The organism is Blautia coccoides (assembly GCF_034355335.1).
Taxonomy (GTDB): Bacteria; Bacillota; Clostridia; order Lachnospirales; family Lachnospiraceae; genus Blautia; species Blautia producta.
This window is the reverse complement of sequence record NZ_CP136422.1, coordinates 3,794,277-3,815,643: the sequence shown is the minus strand read 5'-3', so window position 1 is coordinate 3,815,643 and position 21,367 is coordinate 3,794,277. Positions and strand designations below refer to the sequence as shown.

Sequence of the window (21,367 nt, the reverse complement as noted above, 5' to 3'; positions counted from 1 at the left end):
CTGGTTTGATCTGTAATGCACCATAACAGTTCAGCCTGTCTGAACTGTTACGATGCACAGGCGAAACAGAGGAGGTATACATGAGCGACAGAAATATAGCGGTGAAGATTCTGGGAAAGACAAAAGAATATCCGTACGGTACTCCATACGCAAAGATCGTGGAGGAATATGAGGGGACAACCCGATACCCCATTGTGCTGGTGATGAAAAACGGCAAGCTCTGTGAGCTGCATAAAAAGCTGAAAAAACCGGGTACTCTGGAGTTTGTGACCACTGCAGATGAGATCGGGCATAAGACATACAAGAGAAGTGCCTCTCTGCTGGTTCTGAAGGCTGTCTATCATGTGGCAGGCCATGAGAATATAAAGAAGGCTGTTCTTCATTATTCTGTCAGCTCAGGATATTATTTTACCATTGACGGAAATGTAACGGTAGATGAGGAATTTTTGGCTGAGGTCAAGAGATACATGCTGCAGCTTGTGGAGGAAAAGATACCGATCCTGAAGCGGAGCGTAAGCACGGACGAGGCGATTGAGATATTCCACAACCATGGTATGTATGACAAGGAGAAGCTGTTCCGCTACCGCAGGGTATCCAGGGTGAATATTTACAGCCTGGATGATTTTGAGGATTATTTTTACGGCTTTATGGTAAATCACACAGGATATCTCAAATATTTTGACCTGTATCCCTATGACGAGGGTTTTGTACTTCAGCTCCCGGAACAGAAAGATCCGGAGAGCGTGCCGCCGTTTTGTCCGCAGCCGAAAATATTCCAAGTACAGAAGGAATCCGGTCGCTGGGGAGAAATGATGCAGACGGACACGGTAGGCGACTTGAACGGTCAGGTGACACAGCAGGGGGCCAATGAACTGATCCTCATTGCCGAGGCGCTGCAGGAGGGCAAGATATCCAAGATAGCAGACCAGATCGTGGCGGCAGGTGATAAGAAATTTATTATGATAGCAGGGCCGTCCTCCTCGGGGAAGACCACATTTTCCCACAGGCTCTCCATTCAGCTCTCAGCACACGGACTTCATCCCCATCCCATCGCTGTGGACAATTATTTCCTGAACAGGGAGCAGACACCTTTAGACGAACACGGGAATTATAATTTTGAATGCCTGGAGGCTATTGATATCAGGCAGTTTAATGAGGATATGAACGCCCTTCTGCGCGGGGAACGGGTGGAACTGCCGTCCTTTAATTTTAAAATCGGCCAGAGGGAATATAAGGGGGATCATCTGCAATTGGGAGCAGAGGATATCCTGGTGATCGAGGGTATCCATGGGCTGAACGACAGACTCAGCGAGAACCTGCCAAAGGAGAGTAAGTTCAAAATCTATGTGAGCGCCCTGACGCAGATCAATATTGATGAGCACAACAGGATTCCCACCACAGACGGCAGGCTCATCAGACGGATCGTCAGAGATGCCAGGACCAGGGGAACCTCAGCAAAGCACACCATTGCCATGTGGAACTCGGTGAGAAGAGGGGAGGAGCAGTACATCTTTCCCAATCAGGAGTCAGCGGATGTGATGTTCAACTCAGCTCTGATCTATGAGCTGGCCGTGCTGAAAATGTATGCAGAGCCTCTGCTCTTTGGGATCACGCCGGAGGAGCCGGAGTACAATGAGGCAAAGCGTATCCTGAAATTCCTGGATTACTTTGTGGGAATGCCCGCTGATGCTGTTCCCCATAATTCCATACTTCGGGAATTCATCGGCGGAGGATGTTTTGATGTCTGATTTTTGCTGTTTACAAATTTGCGTCACTGTGTTAAAATGACGTTTGTGTCAAGTAGAATGAATAATCGCGGCTGGCAGGACCGAAAGGGGCCAGGTGAGGAAAGTCCGGGCTTCGCAGGGCAGGATGCCGGATAACGTCCGGTGGAGGTGACTCCAAGGATAGTGCAACAGAAATGTACCGCCAGTGGTTCACTGGTAAGGGTGGAAGGGCAGTGTAAGAGACTACCGCCTCGCTGGTAACAGGGAGGGCATATGTAAACCCCATCCGAAGCAAGACCGAATGAAAAGCAATGTGGCTGCCCGTCACGCTTTTAGGTGGGTCGCTTGAGTCTGCTGGTGACAGCAGAACTAGATAGATGATTATTCACGACATAACCCGGCTTACAGTTCTGCTTGGGATATGATAACGGATGTAGAAAAACGGCGGGGATCCGGATCAAATCTGGTCAGATCAATATGTCAGTTTTATATGCAGCCGTGATCCATAAAACGCCTGGTATGTATGGCTGATCTGGACTTTAACAGGTTCACATCAGATATGCATACCAGGCGTTTTGCGTTTTATGGTTCTTACTGCTGTCCTAAAAGGTAGTCGATAAACTGCTGGGCGGTGCGGCCGGAGAAGCCTCCGTGCTGGAGTTCCCAGGCATTGGCTTTTAAGAGAAGCTCGTCCCGGTCCATGGTGATGCCGCTGCGGGCAGCCAGAGAGGTGACGATTTCCTGGAATTCCTTTTTATCCGGTGAGCCGAAATAGATGGTGACACCAAAGCGGGAGACCAGGGAAAGCTTTTCCTGAACCGTGTCGTTTGTGTGCAGGTCATCGTTTCTGTCCTCTTTGTCACTGAAACGTTCACGGACCAGATGGCGGCGGTTGGAGGTGGCATAGATCAGGATATTGTCCGGTTTTTTCTCCAGACCGCCTTCGATCACGGCTTTCAGGTATTTATATTCAATTTCAAAATCTTCAAAGGATAAGTCATCCATATATATAATAAACTTGTAGTTTCGGTTTTTGATCTGGGCGATCACATCATTTAAATCCTGGAACTGGTGTTTATAGACTTCAATAATGCGGAGACCCTGGCTGTAATACTGGTTCAGGATGGCTTTGATGCTGGAAGATTTTCCTGTACCCGCGTCGCCGAAGAGCAGGCAGTTGTTTGCCCGTTTTCCCTGGATAAAAGCCTCTGTATTGTCTATGAGCTTTTTCTTTGCGATTTCATAGCCTACCAGGTCATCCAGTTGTACATGGGCTATTTTGGTGATGGGGACAATGCGGACATTGGCTTCTGTCTGCAGATGTTCCAGGCGGAAGGCTTTGTGCAGACCCAGCTTGCCCACACCGAAATCCTTATAAAATGCCACCATGTCATCCATGAATTCTTCCACGTCGTCCGCCTGGCCAAGCCGTCTGCTGAGGGTACAGATGCGGTCACGGATGCGCTTGTTGAACAGCTTGCTGTTCTCGTCCACATTGGTGTAGTCGCAGATAAGGGAACAGCAGGAGGTGCCAAGGACATTGTCAAGGACGGTCAGGTCAAAGTCGAACAGCTCCTTAAATATGGAGAAATCGTGTCTTGCAAAGTCATTGATGCTGCCTTTTACAGGGCCTACGATCTCACAGGCGGTGCTGAAGGCATTTTCGTGGTTGACAAGGAGAAAAGTCAGATAGTTGTGCCAGAGATTACCGGCAAAGCCAAAGGAGCCTGCCATCTCTACCAGCTGGCCTGCGCATTGGCAGAACAGCTCTTTTTGTTCCTTTAAGGACGGGTCTTTTGCTTCACAGGCGGAGAGGATGGAGAACATACTCTCCAGTGTCTCTGCCCGGTCAAAATTGCGGTATATGATGCATTCGTTGATGTTTTTCATGGTTCTTCCTTCTTTTGTTTTAATAGTTTCCGTGTACACGAAGATTTTGGGCCTCGGACTTCAGTCCCCGCAGGGCATTTTTAACGGTGCTGTCGCTTAAATTCCCCTCAAAATCCACGAAGAAGCGATATTCCCAGTTGCGCTCCATGATGGGGCGGGATTCAATCTTTGTCATATTCAGTCCATTGTAGATAAAATGGGAGAGACTGTTGTACAGACTTCCGCTCTCATGGGGAAGTTCATAGCTGACGCTGATCTTGCGGGCATCCCGGCAGTATATTTTCTTTTTCGTTACGATAATAAAGCGTGTGGAGTTATTTACATTGGAGTAAATGCCTTCCTGAAGGACAGCCAGGCCAAAATGATCGGCGGCGTAACGGCTTGCAATGGCTGCCTGGGACGGGTCCTTGTCGCCGGCTACTTTTTTGGCGGCGGCAGCGGTATTATTCCACTCCATCTGCTGCCAGTCCCTGTGCTCCTCCAAAAACTCTCTGCACTGCATAAGGGCCTGGGGATGGGAGTAGACGGTGCGGATATCAAAGAGAGATGTGCCTGGAAGTCCCATAAGTACATGCTCGCAGGGAATGATCTGTTCCCCCACGATCACATGGTCATACTCTGTGAGCAGATCATAGATATCCTGGACAATGCCTGCTGTGGAATTCTCAATGGGGAGTACGGCAAAGTCAGCCTTTCCTTTTTTGATCTCTTCCATGGCATCCTTCCAGGTGTCCACATGAAAGCTTTTGATCTGATCGCCAAAGAACGTGTGCATGGCAGCAAAGCTGTAGGCACCCTCCACACCCTGGAATACAACCGTGGCGTTTTCCTTTTTCAGGTCCTCTATTTTTACAAAATCTGATTTTTCCTCGATGCCGTTTTCCTGCAGCAGTTGATACTGACGCTTGCGGCTGATGGACATGATCTGTTCAAACAGTTCCTGCACACCGCATCGGTTAAAATCATTGTGCGCTTTGCTGCCAAGGGCCTCCAGCTTTTCCTGTTCTCTGTTTTTATCAAAGACAGGTTTTCCTGTCTCAATCTTAAACTGCGCCACATCCTCACAAATTTTCATCCGCTCCTCAAAGAGCTTTACAATCTGGGTGTCGATCACGTCGATGTCCTTACGCATTTTTTGTAAATCCAACATACTTTTGTAACCTCTCCATTTCTGAAATTAAATCCGCCCTGTTTTTTCAAGAGAAAAGAAAGTACGGCAGGCGGACTTTCTTTTCTTTATCATACACCGGCACTTTACAGTACGCAAGTCTTTTATATAATTTCGTAACTGTTGCCAAATGAATCTTACAGCAACTGTAAGTGTATTTTTTTATAAAGCTGTGCTATGATCTGAGCAGAAAGCACAGGAGGTAACCTTATCTTATGGAACCCATTTTAAATATTGAAAACCTGACAAAAACATATGGTACTTTGCCGAACCAAACCAAGGCCCTGGATGGGATCACCTTTCAGGTGATGCCCGGAGAATTTCTGGGGATCATGGGAAGCAGCGGCTCCGGAAAGTCTACGCTGCTCAACTGTATTGCGACGGTGATCAAACCCACCGGCGGCAGTATCGTGATGGATGGCAGGAATCTGCAGTCCATAGGCGGCAAGGCATTGGCGGAATACCGGGGAAAAACCGTGGGCTACCTGTTTCAGAACTTTGAACTGCTGGACAATCTCACCGGCCGGGAAAATATTCTGCTGCCTGCTTCGCTCCACAATGTAACAGAAAAAGAGAGTCATATGCGTCTTATGCAGTTGGCAAAATATCTGGAAATTACGGATGTACTTGACAAATTTCCCATGCAGATGTCCGGCGGTCAGCAGCAGCGTGTGGCAGCAGCCAGAGCTATGATCCTCCTTCCTAAGCTGATCCTTGCTGATGAACCTACAGGCGCATTGGATAGTAAAAGCGCGAAAAATATCATGGAAAAGCTTTCCGGTCTCAATAGGGATGAACAGGCCACTATTTTGATGGTGACCCATGATACCAACGCGGCCAGCTTTTGCAGACGAATTCTGTTCATCCAAGATGGAGTGATATTTCATGAGCTTCGCCGCGGCGATGAAAGCCAGCAGGATTTCTACCGGCGTATCCTGAAAGTTATGGCTCAGTTGGGAGGTGGCAGTTGCAATGTTCTCTGATCTGATACTTAGAAACAGCAGACGCAGCCGCAAAGAAAACGGGCTGTTTTTCGGTTCTTTAGTCATTTCCATTGTGGCTTTTTATATAATCCTCTCCATATCCAAGCAGGATGTGATGATTTTTCTTGCGAAAATGGAAAGTGATGCAGTAAATCGTCTGCTGCTGATGATACCCGTTTTCTACGTGATAACATTGGGAATCTTGTTTTTCTTGATCTATTTTGCCTGTAAATATCAGATGGAGCGCCGCAGAAAAGAGTTCGGCGTCTATCTGATGATGGGGATGCGCAGAAACAAGCTCTTTATCATGCTTCTTGTGGAGGATATTTTGAGCAGTAGTTTGGCCCTGGTCATGGGACTTCCGCTTGCGGTGCTGCTCTCCGAACTCATCAGTCTTGTCACAGCCAAGCTTGTGGGCATGGGGATCATCGGACATCAGTTTACCTTTTCTCTGTCTGCTGTATGTTTTACCATTGCGGGATTTCTCGCTATTAAGCTGACAGCGTTTTTGATCCTCAGCGGTAAGGTCAGCCGTCAGGAGATTGGCGCTCTTTTGGCTCATTCTTCCGGTAATGAAGAAAAACAAAAGCCGGCATTTGTCTACGGGATTTGCGCAGTTTTAGGCATCATTATGCTGGCAGCTGCCTATACTATGGCTATTCGGGGGATTGCTTGGTACGCGGCAAAAATGATGCTCCTTACCCTGTTTTTGGGGCTGTTGGGAACAATTCTTCTGTTTTATGGGATGCGGGCGGTGATCGCCTTACTGGTAAAAGCGGGAAAAGCAAATCGAAGGCTTCATGTCTTTTCATTCCGTCAGATCCAGGAAACTGTCATCCGCCAGTCTACGTCTATGGCCATCAGCTCTCTGTTGATCTTGGCAGCGCTGTGCTGCTTTGGCGCCGGTATCGGAATCGCAGGTACCAGACAACTGGCAGGGGATCATGTGCTGGATTATACTTTTTACGATTATAACACAGAGGATCCGCAGGATATCCTTCCCCATATACAAACAGTGCTGAAGGAAAACAAGCTTGAAAGTAAATTTTCCCAGCTCTTTGAAATGCGCATAGGGTACGTCCAAACCACAAAGGATTACAGCGATGTGTTTCAGATGGATCCAGTTATGGAGTCCCTTAACAGCCTTCCGCAGTCGGAGGATCGGGATGTTCTTTTAAATAATCTGAGCTATGATAATAATCCGCGTCTTATCTGTCTGTCAGATTATAACTGTCTGCTGAGGGCCGCTGGTAAGCCTGTACTGACACTGGCAGAGAATGAGGCTGCCGTCTATCGGGATTCCGGATTCACAAATGTGTCCAGAACAGCCATGCTCAATAAGATCCTTTTGGGCCATCCCCAGGCCGTACTGAATGGAAATCCCGTGTATCTGACCGGGGAGATCCAGTCTGTGGATCTGGTGACAGACCAATCTATCACCTTGTCTTTTGCACTGATCCTGCCTGACGAGCAGTTTTTACAATATACAAATGGAGACTATGAGGTTTATATCAACGGCATCATGAATAGGGACGCTGCCGGGGCCGGCAGCCTGATGACCGCAATCTCTGACATGAACACCCGGCTGGATGGGATCTGCCTTTCGGACATGGGAATTGAATATGAAAGCTATCTGCAAAATATGGGGCGGCAGTTATTCTACATGGTGGCAGCCAGCTACATTACCATCTATTTGGCCATTATCTTTCTGGTGGCAGCCAACACCATCATGGGCGTTCAGTTCCTGATGGATCAACAGAAGACAGGCCGCAGATATCAGACACTGGTACATCTTGGCGCTGCCTACAAGGATATTTGCGCATCTGCCCGGAAACAGATCAACTGGTTTATGGGGCTGCCTGTCTTTGTTGCGGCAGTCAGCAGTATCTTTGGAGTCAAGGCATTGTTTGCAGGTGTGCTTCCCTCCCTGATACAGGGAGCACAGGGAAAAATGCTGGTGGTGTCTGCCGCTATGATTTTTCTGCTGTGTGTGGTAGAATATATATACATGGCTGTTATCAAGCGTTCCAGCGACCGGTATTTGCTGACGCTGATGCAGCCGCAAAGAGAAGAGTGACGAAGGAGGGCTGTCATGAAGAGAATTGCAGTTGTGGAGGATGAAGTCTATATGCGGGAAGAACTCTGCAGTATGCTGAAGAAGGCAGGGTACTCCGTTTTGGAAATAACTGCATTTGAAGATGCCGGGGAGCAGTTGACAGTCATCAATCCTGATCTTGTGATCCTGGATCTCAATCTGCCGGAAATCAGTGGTTTTCAGATTTGCCGGGATCTCAAGCAGAAAACCTCCATTCCTGTTCTGGTCTTGACTTCCAGAGACCAGATGGCCGACGAATTACATGCCCTCCGGCTTGGAGCGGACGAATACCTGACAAAGCCCTGCCGTAAAGAGCGGCTGCTGGCCAGGATCACCAACATTCTCAAGAGATACGAAGGCCGCCATAATCTTCTGGAAGGGCAAGGGTTCCTGCTGGACCGCGGGACGTATACTTTGTATATAAACAACACTTCCGTGGTGCTTCCAAAAAATCAGGGAAAGCTTCTGGAAGCATTACTTTTTGGGGGAGAGGAGCTGGTAACTTCTGAGCAGCTATGCAGGGCACTCTGGGATACCACGGAGTTCATAGACGAAAACGCGCTGCAGGTTAATTTGACCCGTCTAAAGAAAACCATGGTGAATTTAGGCATGAAGCAGAAAGTGGTGGCTGTCCGTGGGCTGGGCTATAGACTGGAAATGGAGGGCAAGCCATGAAACAGTTCTGGAAAATCTTAAAAAGATATGCTCCGTGGCTTCTTCTGCTGCTGCTCATAGACGGCTTTTCCACATTGCTGCTCTGGCTTTGCGACGCCCAGGCATTTCAATTTCTTATGGGACTCATTGTGTTGGCAAGCCTTGTGCTTTTTTCAGCAACCGTGCTGTTTTTTTACATCAAGGAGCGGCAGAAGCAGGCATTTTTTCGGGATTTTTTAACGGAGCCGGATGCGGTGAGCACGGAAAGGCTGCTGGGTGCGGTGAGTCAGCAGGAGCAGGAACAGCTTCATCTTCTGGCGTCTGTGCTGCAGGAAAAGCAGAGCAGGGTTCAGGAGATGGAGAAATCTCTTCGGGATTATGAGGACTATGTGGAGGGATGGGCACATGAGATCAAAACTCCGCTGTCTCTGCTGACCATGATCCTGGATAATCGGGGTGACGAGCTTTCTCCTTCTTTGCAGGCAAAATTAGACTATGTGCGAAGCCAGCTTCAGGAGGACATTACCCAAATGCTTTACTACGCCCGGTTGGGGAGCAGTACAAAAGATTACCGGTTTGAGGCGGTTGATCTTCAAAGTGCCTTGGAAGAAATCATGGATGATCATGCACCTCTTCTGGAAGAAAAGCAGTTTGTTGTTGAAAACCGGCTGCAGTCTGAAACCGTCTATACAGATCGCCGGGGCCTTCAGTTCATGTTGGGACAGATCATCAGTAACGCTATCAAATACAGCGGTGATGCCCCTCGCCTTACCATATCCGTGCAGCTCGCCGCGGCGGCGGAAATTCTGACCATTGCAGATAACGGTATGGGAGTCAGAAGTTACGACCTGCCCTATATTTTTCAAAAGGGTTTTACCGGCGACTCCAGCGACGGCCGGAAGAAGGCCACCGGCATGGGATTGTATCTCACAAAAAAGATGGCAGGTGATCTTAATCTGCAGTTGGAAGCAGAATCCCAATGGGGAGAGGGATTTTCAATTTCTATTATTTTTCCCAGAGTTCAAATTAACTGAATAGTTACCTGAAAGGTTACATAATTTCAGCTTTTAGAATCCATAATAATAAGAAAAAACAGGAGATAAAAGCATGAAAAAGCATACCTTTCTGCTCTGCGGCACTGCCGGCTGGTGTATGGAGATTTTATGGACCGGGGTCCATGCTATTCAGAAAAAGGACTTCCGGCTGATCGGACAATCCTCTATCTGGATGTTTCCCATTTACGGAATGGCCGCCTGTATCAGGCCGGTATCAAAAAGCCTGAAAGGGTGTTCCACCTTTCTGCGGGGCAGTATTTACATGACCGGAATTTTTGCGGCGGAGCTGACCAGCGGCGCCCTGCTCAAGCGTTTTCATATGTGTCCCTGGGACTACAGCAAGGCAAAGCTGAATTACAAAGGGCTGATCCGTTTAGACTACGCACCGGTGTGGTTTGTCACAGGGCTTTTTTTTGAGAAAATACTGTCCGATAATTCTTGAAATTACCCCTGAACTGGTATATGATAGTACATGGTAATCACGCAGGAAGAACGTTTTTGTGTGACTGCAACATGAAAATCATATACACAGAGTTACGATCCGCAGGACTGCCAAAGCAGCTCTGGGGATAGAGTAATTACACAGGAGGTAATCTATGAGACACTTGATGAGTCCGCTGGATTTTTCCGTGGAAGAGCTGGATAAAGTCTTAAATCTGGCCAATGATATTGAAAAGAATCCGGAAAAGTACGCTCATGCCTGCGACGGCAAGATCATGGCGACTTTGTTTTATGAACCGAGTACAAGAACACGTTTGAGCTTTGAATCCGCTATGCTTCGTCTGGGCGGCAAGGTTCTGGGATTTTCCAGTGCAGATTCCAGTTCCGCGGCAAAAGGTGAGAGCGTTGCCGATACCATCCGCGTAGTTTCCTGCTATGCAGATATCTGTGCCATGCGTCATCCGAAAGAGGGTGCACCGCTTGTGGCATCCATGGCATCTGAGATCCCTGTCATCAACGCCGGAGACGGCGGCCACCAGCACCCGACACAGACCCTGACCGATCTGCTCACGATCCGTTCTTTAAAAGGACGCCTGGACAACATCACCATCGGTTTGTGCGGAGACCTGAAATTCGGCCGTACCGTTCACTCCCTGATCGAGGCTCTGGTCCGCTACACAGGTGTAAAATTTGTCCTTATCTCTCCGGAAGAGCTTCGTGTCCCGGATTACATTAAAGAGGATGTGTTAAAGGCCAGCGGCCATGAATATGAAGAAGTGGAGCGTCTGGAGGAAGTCCTTCCCAAGCTTGACCTTCTCTACATGACAAGAGTGCAGAAGGAGCGTTTCTTCAACGAAGAAGATTACGTCCGCATGAAAGATTTCTACATTTTGGACAAAGCCAAAATGGATCAGGCAGGACCGGACATGCTGGTACTGCATCCCCTTCCAAGGGTAAATGAAATTTCCACAGAGGTGGACAGTGACCCGAGAGCCGCCTATTTCAAACAGGCGCAGTACGGAGTCTATGTCAGAATGGCATTGATCCTCACACTACTGAAGGAGGTGGACTTATGTTAAATGTTGGCCGTTTAAACGAAGGTGTGGTACTTGACCACATCAAAGCCGGAAAATGCATGACCATTTACAAAGACTTGAAGCTGGACAAGCTGGACTGCTGTGTAGCCCTCATCAAGAATGCCAGAAGCAAAAAAATGGGCAGAAAAGACATCATCAAAGTAGAATGCCCCATTGACACCCTGAACCTGGACATCTTAGGATTCATTGACCACACCATCACCGTAAATATTATAAAAGACGGGGAAATCGTCCAGAAAAAAGAGCTTCAGCTTCCAAAACAGATCACAAATGTGATCCAGTGCCGCAACCCCCGCTGCATCACCTCCATCGAGCAGGAATTAGACCACGTCTTCATCCTGGCCGACCCGGAGAAAGAAGTCTACCGCTGTAAATACTGCGAAGAAAAATACCGCGGCAACCGCAATAAGTAATCCGATTTTTTTTATTATAACAACAAAAAAGACCTCCCCCTGTTATAAATTGTGATCCTTCTCATATTTCGTACAAAATTTATACGATATGAGGCATCATCAATCCAAAACAAGGTGCAGGTCTTTTTTCTTTTTCTTTTCACACATAGTGCTTTAAAAAACCAGGAGGAGCCGCGCCGGAGGGTGCCGGGGGCTGGGGTCTGTTGGCGAGGCTAAGCGGAGCCTCGAGCCAACAGACCCCAGCCCCCGGCACCCTCCGGCGCGGCTCCTCCGTCCCCCCTTTTTAAATCACCCCTTCATTCTTCTCTTCCAACACCCGGATCCCATGATAAAAAAACTCATTCAAAGGCGTCTCCACCCCCACTTCCTTCCCCATGCGGATCACGGCCCCGGCAAAAATATCCACTTCCGTCTTCCTCCCCGCCTCAATATCCTGCAGAGTAGAAGGTTTATTTTCATAAGGGATTTTCGGAAACAATTTCCTCTGGGCAATGATGTCATCCTCAGACAATGCAATCCCCTTTTTATTGGCAATTGCCACCACCTCTCTCATGGCTGCCTCCCGGATCGCGTTGGCATGTTCACTGACAACCCATGCCCCGAAGGGGATTCCGAGGATAGCCGCGCTCTGGTTTTCACTCACATTGCACATAAACTTATGCCACATATCATAGACCATGTCCTTTGGCACAATACATTTTATCTTTGCCCGGTCAAACAAATCTTTGACTGCCTGTACCTGGGGAGAGATGACTGTATTGTCCTTTTCGCCGATTTCAAAACGTGCCGATTCCTGCCGGAAGCTGACTTCATTTCCCTTCATTACCACACTGACCCGGGCAATGGAGTAGAGCAGATGTTCCCATCCGTAAGTCTTGGCCACCACCTCTTCGCTCTCCACACCGTTTAAGGGACACATTAAGATCGTGTCAGGCCCCACCTGGTTTTTTACATCCTGTACGGCCTGTTCAAGACCGCCCATTTTTGTGATCAGAATCACCAGATCGGCAGGCTCCATTTCCTCCTCCGGGGATACCACATGGAAATAAAGAGGTTCCCCATTGACGATAATACCGTTTTTCTCCAGCCGTTTTTTGCGCTCGCCTCCCGCGATGATACGCAGATCACTGTATTCCAGCGCGTATTTAAAATGGGATGCCAGAAAGCTTCCTATGGCTCCCAGTCCGATGAGTGCAACTGTTTTGATTTCTCTCATATGTCTGTCCTCCAAAACAAAATATTAGATTCTTTTTTATTTTATCCTTAATTGACCGGTTCTGCAAGAAGTATCCGAATAACAGCAGAACTCTGCTGTGAAGCCGGATGGCTGAATCGCATCATATCCAAAATAGAACTGAATTATGGATATGGAAAAAGAGATACGGATGTGTTAATATGTATTACAGTTGGCTTTAAACTGTAAGGGTTGGGACTCTTGCAGTTACAGGCTGCTTTTTATGTCTGGAAGCCATGCGCACAGCATGTCCCGGACAGAATGAAATTACTAAAGTAAGGATGGCGCAGAGATGAAACAGAAAAAAGAGACAGATTTGGGCAGGGAACCTATAGGACGGCTGTTATTTCGGCTGTCAGTCCCTGCCATTACAGCGCAGGTGGTCAATGTGCTCTATAACATGGTTGACCGAGTGTATATCGGACATATCCCCGGCTACGGAGCACAGGCGCTGACCGGTGTGGGTGTTACGTTTCCCCTTATCATGCTGATTTCTGCATTTGCGGCACTGGTGAGTATGGGAGGCGCGCCCCGTTCTTCTATCATGATGGGAAAGGGAAAGAAGGATGAGGCGGAGGAGATCATGGGAAACTGTGCTATGGGGCTTCTCATAGCGGGAATCCTGCTGACCTTGTTTTTCTTGATATTTTCCAAGGATCTGCTGCTTTTGTTCGGGGCAAGTGAGAACACGATCTCATATGCCACCGCGTATATGCAGATTTATGCAGTGGGCACTTTGTTTGTGCAGGCGGCACTGGGTATGAACGCATTTATTACAGCCCAGGGATTTGCCACAGTCAGTATGCTGAGTGTGGTCATCGGGGCTGTGTGCAATATTGTCCTTGACCCTATTTTTATTTTTGCAATGCATATGGGTGTGCGGGGCGCCGCGCTGGCCACGATCATTTCCCAGGGTGTGTCTGCTGTGTGGGTGATCCGGTTTTTATGTGGAAAGAAGACCACCCTCAGACTTAAAAAGAAATATTTAAGGATCTCACCCAGGGTGTTTTTTCCGTGTATGGCACTGGGGCTGTCACCATTTATCATGCAGTCCACGGAGAGCATACTGAATATATGTTTTAATTCTTCTCTGCTGAAATACGGAGGGGATATGGCAGTAGGTGCCATGACCATCCTGTCCAGTGTGATGCAGTTTTCCATGCTGCCCCTTCAGGGGCTGACACAGGGATCCCAGCCTATTGTGAGTTATAATTTCGGGGCAGGGAATCCGGACCGGGTGAAAAGGGCTTTTTTCCTGCTGCTGCGTGCCTGCGTTCTGTATTCGGCAGCGATTTGGGCAGTGGCAATGTTTGCACCGGGAGTGTTTGCGGCTGTCTTCACAAGTGATCCGGAGCTGACACGGACTACAATATGGGCCATTCGGATCTACATGGCAGTATCCTGTATATTCGGGATCCAGATCGCCTGCCAGCAGACGTTTATCGCGCTGGGAAAGGCAAAAGAATCCATTTTCCTGGCCCTGCTCAGAAAGGTGATCCTTCTGATCCCTCTGATCTATATACTGCCGCTATTTTTTGCGGATAAGACAATGGCGGTATTTTTGGCGGAGCCGGTGGCGGATACCCTGGCAGTGACAACGACTGCGATCCTGTTTGGAGTGCAGTTTAGGAAGGTGCTCAGAGAGATGAGAACAAGAAAGGCCCGGTAGGGCGAAGATGCAGATAACGGGAAGGGAATGTCCTCAAGGGCGATCCCTTCCCGTTTGAGCGTTTTGGGGAAACAAGGCAGGGATGAAGAGAATACAGTATTGACAGAGGGACCCGATGTGAGTATAATGAACATTGTTCAGTTTGAGGCGGAAGCAGTTTGGCATAGATTTTTGCCCGTGACTGTGAGGGGGTCAAATTGCTGTGACGTATATACAAAGAACAGGAGGGTACAGGCTTGAATACAGTTGTGACGTCCCGGGAGGAGATATTGAAGACTGCCGGGGATATGGTGAAGGAGGGGAAGACGGAGAAGATCAGCATGAGGGGACTCGCCAAGGCATGCGGGATCTCGGTGGGGTCTATCTACAACTATTTTCCCACGAAGAATGACCTGATGATCGCTGTGGTTGTGGAGCTGTGGAAGGAGATTTTTTGTGTACCTCTGAGTAATATAGAGGGGGAGAGCTTTTTGGGAGTTGTGGAGTCCATTGCAGAGAGGATCAGGAAGAATAAGGGGGGAAATCAGGGGTTTTGGGCAGAGCATTCATTCGCCGTGGGAGATAAAGAGAAGGGACATTTGGTGATGGAGGAGTATCTGGGACATATGAGAGGTGAGCTTCTCGACGTGCTTGTGGAGGATAAAGCTGCCCGGAGGGACGTCTGGTGTGAGGGGTTCTCGGCAAAGGCGTTTGTGGAGTTTGTGGTGGATTTTCTGGTGGAGGATCTGATGAGAGGCAGAGAGAGATCTGTATTTTTAAAAGAACTGATCCTGCGTGTGGTCTATGGAAAAAATCAGGAGGGCTTGTTATGAAAGTGAGAAAAAATTATCTGCTGCTTATTGCGGCGCTTGTCTGGGCAGTGGCCGGGGGAAATATCCTTAGGATCGGTGTGGAGGCTTACGGGGCGTATGTGGGAGTGCTGAATGTCCTGTTATCGGCTGCGGTTTATCTGGTGTTCCAGGTTTTTGTATTTGGTAAGATGGTTCGGAAACATACGGTGAGGATCGTGGGATATGAAGAAGAAATGCAGTTTTTTCTCAAGTTTTTTGATAAAAAGGCATTTTGTATCATGGCGTTTATGATGACATTCGGGATTGGCCTAAGGGTGTCAGGATGGTGCCCGGAGGTGTTCATAGCTGTGTTTTATACAGGACTGGGGGCTTCGCTTTTGACTGCAGGTGTTTTGTTCCTGGTGAATTTTACCGGTGTTATGAGAAAGAGTGTCCGGGAAGCGTAAAACGGAGGAAAATAAATTTCAGATAGGCATTGAAAATTGAAAACACTGGTGCTATACTTGCTTTCAAACACGCTCTAGGCTGATATGCCGGTTCGGTTTGAAACAGGCGGCTTTATGAATAAGTGTTCCGGCTTGTCCGGAGCACTTTTCTATGCACGGGATTCTTTTTACAGGCCTGCGGACATCGGGCACTCTCCAGCCGGAAAAATCACATCATAAAAAGGAGACTATGGCAGTTATGGAAAAAGATATGACAAAGGGCAGCCCCTTTCGGCTGATCCTGGCTTTTACGGTTCCCCTGATCATCGGAAATGTATTTCAGCAGCTCTATAATATGGTGGATGCCATTATTGTGGGACGTACGGTGGGGGTCAACGCGCTGGCGGCGGTGGGCATGTCCGGCAGTGTTGTGTTTCTGATCTTGGGATTTTTGAATGGACTGACAACAGGATTTACGGTGCTCACCTCAAGGACTTTTGGAGCGGGGAATATAGACGGAATGAAGAAATCTGTGTATTCGTCCTCTGTGCTGGCTGTTGTGGTTACCGTGGTCCTGACTGTGATCAGTGTGGCCGGGCTGAAAGGCCTGCTGCATTTGATGAATACACCGGAAGAAATCTATCAGGATGCCTATCAGTATCTGTTTGTAGTGTTTCTGGGTATCTGGACCCAGGTCCTTTATAATCTGCTGGCAAGCTTTTTAAGGGCACTTGGGAACAGTAAGATACCTCTGTATTTTCTGATTTTGGCTGCAGTGCTGAATATTTTCCTGGACCTGTTTTTTATCTTAGTTATGAAGATGGGAACAAGAGGCGCAGCCGTGGCCACTGTGATCTCACAGGGGATTTCCGGTATCTTATGTCTGGTGTACATAGTGAAAAAGGTACCGCTTCTGCATATGAAGAGGGAACACAGAGTTCTGGAGAAAAATTCTGTCCGCTTTCAGATCAAGGTGGGCATTCCCATGGGACTTCAGTTTTCCATCACCGCTCTGGGCATCATGATCCTGCAGAGCGCGCTCAATGGATTCGGAGCCAGGGCAGTGGCGGGATTCACTGCCTCCACAAAAGTCATGCAGTTGATCAATCAGGCCATGATCTCTATCGGCGTCACCATGGCGACCTATTCCTCACAGAATATCGGGGCGGGAAGGTTCGACCGGATCAGAAAAGGGGCCAGGGTTTCCACTGGGATGTCTGCTGCCTATGCAGTGCTGGTTACGGTGATTCTGCATTTCTTTGGCAAATATATGGTGCGCATGTTTATTGATGGAGGCCAGACAGATGTGCTTGGATACTGCGAGATGTATTTTTCCATCATCGCGCCGTTTATGCTGATTTTGGGAACTATTTTTATATACAGGAACATTCTGCAGGGAATGGGATTCGGTTTTGTGCCTATGATGGCAGGGGCGGCTGAACTGGCGGCAAGGACAGCCGCAGCCTTTACCGCACGTCATTTTGGCTCCTTTGAGGGAATCTGCTGGGCGGACCCGCTGGCATGGGTGGCAGCGGCAGCGCCTCTTGTGATCACGTACCTGTGGAGAATGAAGAAATTGGAGAGGGAAGCATATGAGAGAAAATAAAAAGACAGCGGGACATCTGATGGCTTTGTTTACCGTAGTGGTGTGGGGAACTACTTTTATCTCCACAAAGGTACTGCTTCGGGAGTTTACTCCTATTGAAATTCTGCTCTTTCGGTTTCTCATCGGTTTTGCGGCACTCTGCCTGGTGGATCACAAGAGACTGAAGACAAAAAAGAAGAGCCATGAGCTTTTGTTTGTGGCTGCGGGGATCAGCGGTGTCACCCTGTATTTCCTGCTGGAGAATATTGCGCTGACTTTTACCTATGCCTCTAATGTGGGCGTGATCGTGGCAGCAGCGCCTTTCTGCACGGCTATTCTTGGATTTGTTTTCCTGAGGGATGAGAAGCTGAAGGTTGGTTTTTTAGTGGGATTTGTGATCAGCATAGGGGGGATCATCCTGCTCAGCTTCAACGGACAGAAGTCCTTTCACCTGAATCCCAAAGGGGATGTGCTGGCGCTTCTGGCTGCGGTGGTGTGGGCCTGTTATTCGGTGCTCATAAAGAAGATCAGCGGCTATGGGTATCAGACCATTCAGATAACCAGGCATGTGTTTTTCTATGGTATCCTCTTTATGCTGCCGGCTTTGTGTTTTATGGATTTTCACTGGCAGTTTTCCAGGTTCAAAAATCCAGTGCTGCTGGCCAATATCCTGTTCCTGGGACTGTGTGCCTCTGCCCTGTGTTTTGTGACCTGGAATCTGGCTGTGAAGATCGTGGGGGCTGTGAAGACAAGCGTATACCTGTATCTGGTTCCGGTGGTCACCATTGCGGCGTCAGTCCTGGTCCTCCATGAGAAAATTTCCGCAGTGTCTGTTCTTGGCACTGCAATGGTGCTGACAGGACTTGTATTGTCAGACAGAGGCCGGGCCGCGGCGAAAAATAATTAGAAAATGTTGGCAAAACAACTTTTTTAATTGAGTGAAAAGTGTATAATGATAAAAAAAATAAAAACCGTTTTTCGGGCTGTCCGAAAGACGGTTTTACAATATTGGGAAAAGCGGGGATAAGCAGAAATGAGAGAGATAGAGACAACAAAAGCGGCAGGACATATTCTCTGCCATGATATCACACAGATCATAAAAGGAGAAAAAAAAGGACCTGTGTTCCGGAAAGGCCATGTGGTCAGGGAGGAGGACATTCCTGTCCTTTTATCAGTGGGCAAAGAGCATCTGTATGTATGGGAAAAGACAGAGGGGATCCTCCATGAAAATGAGGGGGCCCAGATCCTCCGGGATATCTGTAAGAATGAATACATGAGCGAGTCAGAAATAAAAGAAGGTAAAATAGAGCTGACGGCCCAGACAGACGGGCTTTTCAAAATAGACAGAAAGAAGCTGCTGGCAGTGAACTCCCTGGGAGAAATGATGATCGCTTCCCGCCATGGGGATTTTCCGGTTAAAAAAGGAGACAAGCTGGCAGGGATGCGCATCATTCCTCTGGTGATCGAGGAAGAGAAGATGGAGCGGGCAAAAGAGGCAGCAAAAGGGGCGCCTGTTTTTCAGATCCTGCCCTACAGGGAGAAAAAGGCAGGCATTGTGACTACGGGCAGTGAGATTTCCAAGGGCCTGATCCAGGATACCTTCGGACCTGTGATCGAGAAAAAGCTGGGCGAGTTTCCAGTGGAAATCATGGGACAGGTGTATCCGGGCGATGACAAAGAGAAGATCACAGAGGAAATCCTTGGGTTTATTGAGCAGGGCGCAGATCTGGTGGTCTGTACAGGGGGAATGAGTGTAGACCCCGATGACCGCACACCCGGAGCGATCAAGGATACAGGCGCTGAGATCATTTCCTATGGGGCACCGGTACTGCCGGGAGCCATGCTCTTAGTAGCCTATTACAAAAAAGACGGGAAAAACATTCCTATCGTAGGGCTTCCGGGGTGCGTGATGTACGCCAAGAGAACGGTATTCGACTTGGTACTGCCCAGGATCATGGCAGATGACCCTATTGAAAGAGAAGAACTGGCAGCTCTTGGAGAGGGCGGACTGTGTCTGAACTGCGATGTCTGTACCTTCCCCAACTGCGGATTTGGAAAAGGAAGATGATATATGGCTGACAGAGAAATGTATCTGCAAATCGCTGGACTGTTTGCCGGGCGGGATGAGATTACCATTGAGACCACCCTTTCAGGCGGACATGCAGGAGAGAAAAGAATTCTGACCGGGGAGGAGCGGATGCTTCCTCCGGGAGAACATGTATACAGGGAGACCCTTTATGGGAGAAGCCGGGCGGTCGTCTGCGGCGGAGGCCACGTCTCCCAGGTACTTGTACAGTTTTTAAAAATGCTGGACTTCTATGTGACTGTGATCGACGAAAGGGAGGAGTTCGCCAACAAAGAACGGTTTCCCCATGCGGATGAGATCCTGTGCATGGATTTTGATGAGGGACTGGAAATCGGAAGCTTTGGAGAACATGCCTATTACATTATTGTGACCAGAGGGCACAAAGATGATTACCGCTGTCTATGTTCTATTTTGAAAAAGAAAAGAGATTATGTGGGCATGATCGGCAGCAGAGGAAAGGTTGCCCTGTCTTTTGAAAAATTGCGCCGGGATGGTTTTGAGGAGGAAGAGATCAGGAAGATCCACGCTCCTATCGGCCTCGCCATCGGTGCGCAGACGCCTGCGGAGATCGGCGTGAGCATCTGCGCGGAGATGATCCAGGAGAAAAATAAATACCCCCGCAAGACTCTGGAGGAAGATGTTCTTAAAGGGATCAGGGATGAAAATGCAGTGACTATGGTAACTGTGGTGGAAAAATCAGGTTCTTCCCCCAGGGGAGAGGGGACCAGGATGGTGGTGTGCAGGGACGGAAGCATATACGGAACCATCGGCGGCGGTCCCATTGAATTTGCCGCTGTGAAAGAAGCCCGGGATTTTTCTGATCCAGGGGGCTTTTCCATCCGGGAATATGACCTCTCCAATTCCAAAGCGGCTACTCTGGGAATGGTCTGCGGCGGAAGAGTCAAAGTGTTGTTTGAAAAGCTTTGAAAGCAGGCTGATCGTTTTATGTCCGCCGGGCGGGATGTGCACAAGAGATTTGACGGACAGAAAAACAGCGGCCGGCTTTGGCTGAGCTGGGAATAACACGGAGATTGACAAGAGTCAGGGAGGATGTATTTATGAAAAAAAGAACAGCAGGTCTTTTGGGTATTTTTTTGGCGGCAGCCATGATGACTGCAGGATGCGGCAGTGACAGCGGCCAGGATACAGCAAAAGATACAGAGCAGAAAACAGAGGCAAAGGACAGTGCCGAATCGAAGGACACTGCAAAGGAAGATGTCAGTGCAGCCGATGAGAAGGCGGATGATACGGACAAAGCGGACACGGAGGAGCCTGTCACCATTTTGATGGCAGCAGCAGCCAGTCTGGAATATTCCATGAAGGATGAGCTGATTCCCATGTTCCAGGAGCAGCATCCGAATATCACGGTGGAAGGGACCTATGACAGTTCAGGAAAGCTTCAGACACAGATAGAATCAGGAATTGACGCTGATCTATTCTTCTCTGCGGCGGAAAAGCAGATGACAGCCCTGAAAGATGAAAACCTGATCGACGGGGATTCCATACAGAATCTGCTGGAGAACAAGATCGTGCTTGTGGTTCCTTCCGATAAAAAGGACGCGTACACGAAATTTGAGGATGTGGTGAACGCAGAGACCATCGCAGTGGGAGACCCTGAGAGCGTGCCTGTGGGACAGTATTCCCAGGAGGCACTCACAAGCCTGGGACTCTGGGATCAGGTATCAGCAAAAGCCAGCCTGGGAACCAATGTGACAGAAGTGCTGAACTGGGTATCTGAGGGAAGCGCTGATGCCGGTATTGTTTACGCCACAGATGCGGCTACCAAGAAGGACAGTCTGGCTGTGGTTGCGGAAGCGCCTGAGGGAAGCCTTGCGCAGAAGGTGCTTTACCCCGCAGGTATTGTGTCGAGTTCCACAAAAAAGGATGCAGCACAGTTATTCCTGGACTTTTTAGCTTCTGACCAGGCATCTAAAGTGTTTGAGGAGTATGGATTTACACCAGTGAAATAGAAATCTGGTGTGCTCCTTCACAGGGATCAAAATTATGACGAACAGGCATGGCCGGTATGCATGAACCGGCTGTGTCATTATTCT

Annotated in this window: 19 protein-coding genes and 1 other RNA gene; 17 read left to right on the top strand and 3 right to left on the bottom strand. The window is 48.6% G+C overall.

What is annotated here, in order from left to right; translation table 11 throughout:
* Window positions 1-80 precede the first annotated feature (80 nt).
* Window positions 81-1,748, top strand: a complete 1,668-nt coding sequence (locus tag BLCOC_RS17170; RefSeq protein WP_018597414.1) for a nucleoside kinase — start codon at window positions 81-83, stop codon at window positions 1,746-1,748.
* A gap of 49 nt (window positions 1,749-1,797) precedes the next feature.
* Window positions 1,798-2,148, top strand: an RNA gene (gene rnpB / locus BLCOC_RS17165) — RNase P RNA component class A.
* 170 nt (window positions 2,149-2,318) lie between these two features.
* Here the strand turns inward: rnpB and BLCOC_RS17160 are convergent.
* Both BLCOC_RS17160 and pheA read right to left on the bottom strand, forming a co-directional pair.
* The gene (locus tag BLCOC_RS17160; RefSeq protein ID WP_018597415.1) at window positions 2,319-3,617 is read right to left on the bottom strand and encodes an ATP-binding protein; all 1,299 of its coding nucleotides are present in this window, start codon (window positions 3,615-3,617) and stop codon (window positions 2,319-2,321) included.
* Window positions 3,618-3,636: 19 nt separating this feature from the next.
* Window positions 3,637-4,767 carry a prephenate dehydratase gene (gene pheA, locus BLCOC_RS17155; RefSeq protein WP_018597416.1) on the bottom strand — a complete coding sequence of 377 codons (1,131 nt, stop codon included), beginning with the start codon at window positions 4,765-4,767 and terminating at the stop codon, window positions 3,637-3,639.
* A 233-nt stretch (window positions 4,768-5,000) separates the two neighbouring features.
* On the opposite strand from pheA, the gene BLCOC_RS17150 reads away from it, so the two are divergent.
* The 7 genes from BLCOC_RS17150 to BLCOC_RS17120 all read left to right on the top strand — a co-directional run bounded on the left by BLCOC_RS17150 (window position 5,001) and on the right by BLCOC_RS17120 (window position 11,523).
* Window positions 5,001-5,768, top strand: coding sequence for an ABC transporter ATP-binding protein (locus tag BLCOC_RS17150; protein ID WP_115622867.1), 768 nt, complete (start codon window positions 5,001-5,003; stop codon window positions 5,766-5,768).
* On the top strand, window positions 5,758-7,845 hold the full coding sequence (locus BLCOC_RS17145; protein ID WP_115622866.1) for an ABC transporter permease: 2,088 nt from the start codon (window positions 5,758-5,760) through the stop codon (window positions 7,843-7,845). The genes BLCOC_RS17150 and BLCOC_RS17145 overlap by 11 nt, the downstream gene beginning before the upstream one ends.
* A gap of 15 nt (window positions 7,846-7,860) precedes the next feature.
* Window positions 7,861-8,538, top strand: a complete 678-nt coding sequence (locus BLCOC_RS17140; protein ID WP_115622865.1) for a response regulator transcription factor — start codon at window positions 7,861-7,863, stop codon at window positions 8,536-8,538.
* The gene (locus tag BLCOC_RS17135; protein ID WP_115622864.1) at window positions 8,535-9,551 is read left to right on the top strand and encodes a sensor histidine kinase; all 1,017 of its coding nucleotides are present in this window, start codon (window positions 8,535-8,537) and stop codon (window positions 9,549-9,551) included. Before BLCOC_RS17140 ends, BLCOC_RS17135 begins: the two co-directional genes overlap by 4 nt.
* Before the next feature lie 73 nt (window positions 9,552-9,624).
* A complete protein-coding gene (locus BLCOC_RS17130; RefSeq protein ID WP_018597421.1) occupies window positions 9,625-10,014 on the top strand; it encodes a putative ABC transporter permease in 390 nt (129 codons plus the stop codon).
* Between the two features lie 154 nt (window positions 10,015-10,168).
* Window positions 10,169-11,092, top strand: coding sequence for an aspartate carbamoyltransferase (pyrB, locus tag BLCOC_RS17125; protein ID WP_018597422.1), 924 nt, complete (start codon window positions 10,169-10,171; stop codon window positions 11,090-11,092).
* On the top strand, window positions 11,086-11,523 hold the full coding sequence (locus BLCOC_RS17120) for an aspartate carbamoyltransferase regulatory subunit (RefSeq protein WP_029468638.1): 438 nt from the start codon (window positions 11,086-11,088) through the stop codon (window positions 11,521-11,523). Before pyrB ends, BLCOC_RS17120 begins: the two co-directional genes overlap by 7 nt.
* 283 nt (window positions 11,524-11,806) lie before the next feature.
* Here the strand turns inward: BLCOC_RS17120 and BLCOC_RS17115 are convergent, their stop codons facing one another.
* Entirely contained in the window at window positions 11,807-12,739 is a 933-nt protein-coding gene (locus tag BLCOC_RS17115; protein WP_029468639.1) for a ketopantoate reductase family protein, read from the bottom strand.
* 310 nt (window positions 12,740-13,049) lie between these two features.
* Here BLCOC_RS17115 and BLCOC_RS17110 point away from each other — a divergent pair, with 310 nt between their 5' ends.
* The 8 genes from BLCOC_RS17110 to modA all read left to right on the top strand — a co-directional run bounded on the left by BLCOC_RS17110 (window position 13,050) and on the right by modA (window position 21,283).
* Window positions 13,050-14,426, top strand: a complete 1,377-nt coding sequence (locus tag BLCOC_RS17110; protein WP_115622863.1) for an MATE family efflux transporter — start codon at window positions 13,050-13,052, stop codon at window positions 14,424-14,426.
* 236 nt (window positions 14,427-14,662) lie between these two features.
* Entirely contained in the window at window positions 14,663-15,238 is a 576-nt protein-coding gene (locus tag BLCOC_RS17105; protein ID WP_115622862.1) for a TetR/AcrR family transcriptional regulator, read from the top strand.
* Window positions 15,235-15,663, top strand: coding sequence for a hypothetical protein (locus BLCOC_RS17100; protein WP_115622861.1), 429 nt, complete (start codon window positions 15,235-15,237; stop codon window positions 15,661-15,663). The genes BLCOC_RS17105 and BLCOC_RS17100 overlap by 4 nt, the downstream gene beginning before the upstream one ends.
* A gap of 151 nt (window positions 15,664-15,814) precedes the next feature.
* The gene (locus tag BLCOC_RS17095) at window positions 15,815-17,248 is read left to right on the top strand and encodes an MATE family efflux transporter (protein ID WP_242998966.1); all 1,434 of its coding nucleotides are present in this window, start codon (window positions 15,815-15,817) and stop codon (window positions 17,246-17,248) included.
* Window positions 17,235-18,134, top strand: coding sequence for a DMT family transporter (locus BLCOC_RS17090; protein ID WP_115622860.1), 900 nt, complete (start codon window positions 17,235-17,237; stop codon window positions 18,132-18,134). The genes BLCOC_RS17095 and BLCOC_RS17090 overlap by 14 nt, the downstream gene beginning before the upstream one ends.
* Before the next feature lie 126 nt (window positions 18,135-18,260).
* Window positions 18,261-19,295 (top strand): molybdopterin-binding protein, encoded by a 1,035-nt coding sequence (locus BLCOC_RS17085; RefSeq protein WP_029468645.1) that lies wholly within the window; start codon window positions 18,261-18,263, stop codon window positions 19,293-19,295.
* Between the two features lie 3 nt (window positions 19,296-19,298).
* A complete protein-coding gene (locus BLCOC_RS17080; protein WP_018597431.1) occupies window positions 19,299-20,240 on the top strand; it encodes an XdhC family protein in 942 nt (313 codons plus the stop codon).
* 131 nt (window positions 20,241-20,371) lie between these two features.
* Window positions 20,372-21,283: a molybdate ABC transporter substrate-binding protein gene (gene modA / locus BLCOC_RS17075; protein WP_115622859.1), complete on the top strand. Its 912-nt coding sequence runs from the start codon at window positions 20,372-20,374 to the stop codon at window positions 21,281-21,283.
* The last annotated feature ends 84 nt before the right edge of the window (window positions 21,284-21,367 follow it).

Coding starts and splice junctions, on each gene's coding strand:
- BLCOC_RS17100 (WP_115622861.1), top strand. CDS start 15,235: ATGAAAGTGAGAAAAAATTATCTGCTGCTTATTGCGGCGCTTGTCTGG.
- BLCOC_RS17120 (WP_029468638.1), top strand. CDS start 11,086: ATGTTAAATGTTGGCCGTTTAAACGAAGGTGTGGTACTTGACCACATC.
- BLCOC_RS17110 (WP_115622863.1), top strand. CDS start 13,050: ATGAAACAGAAAAAAGAGACAGATTTGGGCAGGGAACCTATAGGACGG.
- BLCOC_RS17085 (WP_029468645.1), top strand. CDS start 18,261: ATGAGAGAGATAGAGACAACAAAAGCGGCAGGACATATTCTCTGCCAT.
- BLCOC_RS17160 (WP_018597415.1), bottom strand. CDS start 3,617: ATGAAAAACATCAACGAATGCATCATATACCGCAATTTTGACCGGGCA.
- BLCOC_RS17095 (WP_242998966.1), top strand. CDS start 15,815: ATGCACGGGATTCTTTTTACAGGCCTGCGGACATCGGGCACTCTCCAG.
- BLCOC_RS17090 (WP_115622860.1), top strand. CDS start 17,235: ATGAGAGAAAATAAAAAGACAGCGGGACATCTGATGGCTTTGTTTACC.
- pheA (WP_018597416.1), bottom strand. CDS start 4,767: ATGTTGGATTTACAAAAAATGCGTAAGGACATCGACGTGATCGACACC.
- BLCOC_RS17150 (WP_115622867.1), top strand. CDS start 5,001: ATGGAACCCATTTTAAATATTGAAAACCTGACAAAAACATATGGTACT.
- BLCOC_RS17135 (WP_115622864.1), top strand. CDS start 8,535: ATGAAACAGTTCTGGAAAATCTTAAAAAGATATGCTCCGTGGCTTCTT.
- BLCOC_RS17145 (WP_115622866.1), top strand. CDS start 5,758: ATGTTCTCTGATCTGATACTTAGAAACAGCAGACGCAGCCGCAAAGAA.
- BLCOC_RS17170 (WP_018597414.1), top strand. CDS start 81: ATGAGCGACAGAAATATAGCGGTGAAGATTCTGGGAAAGACAAAAGAA.
- modA (WP_115622859.1), top strand. CDS start 20,372: ATGAAAAAAAGAACAGCAGGTCTTTTGGGTATTTTTTTGGCGGCAGCC.
- BLCOC_RS17140 (WP_115622865.1), top strand. CDS start 7,861: ATGAAGAGAATTGCAGTTGTGGAGGATGAAGTCTATATGCGGGAAGAA.
- pyrB (WP_018597422.1), top strand. CDS start 10,169: ATGAGACACTTGATGAGTCCGCTGGATTTTTCCGTGGAAGAGCTGGAT.
- BLCOC_RS17130 (WP_018597421.1), top strand. CDS start 9,625: ATGAAAAAGCATACCTTTCTGCTCTGCGGCACTGCCGGCTGGTGTATG.
- BLCOC_RS17115 (WP_029468639.1), bottom strand. CDS start 12,739: ATGAGAGAAATCAAAACAGTTGCACTCATCGGACTGGGAGCCATAGGA.
- BLCOC_RS17080 (WP_018597431.1), top strand. CDS start 19,299: ATGGCTGACAGAGAAATGTATCTGCAAATCGCTGGACTGTTTGCCGGG.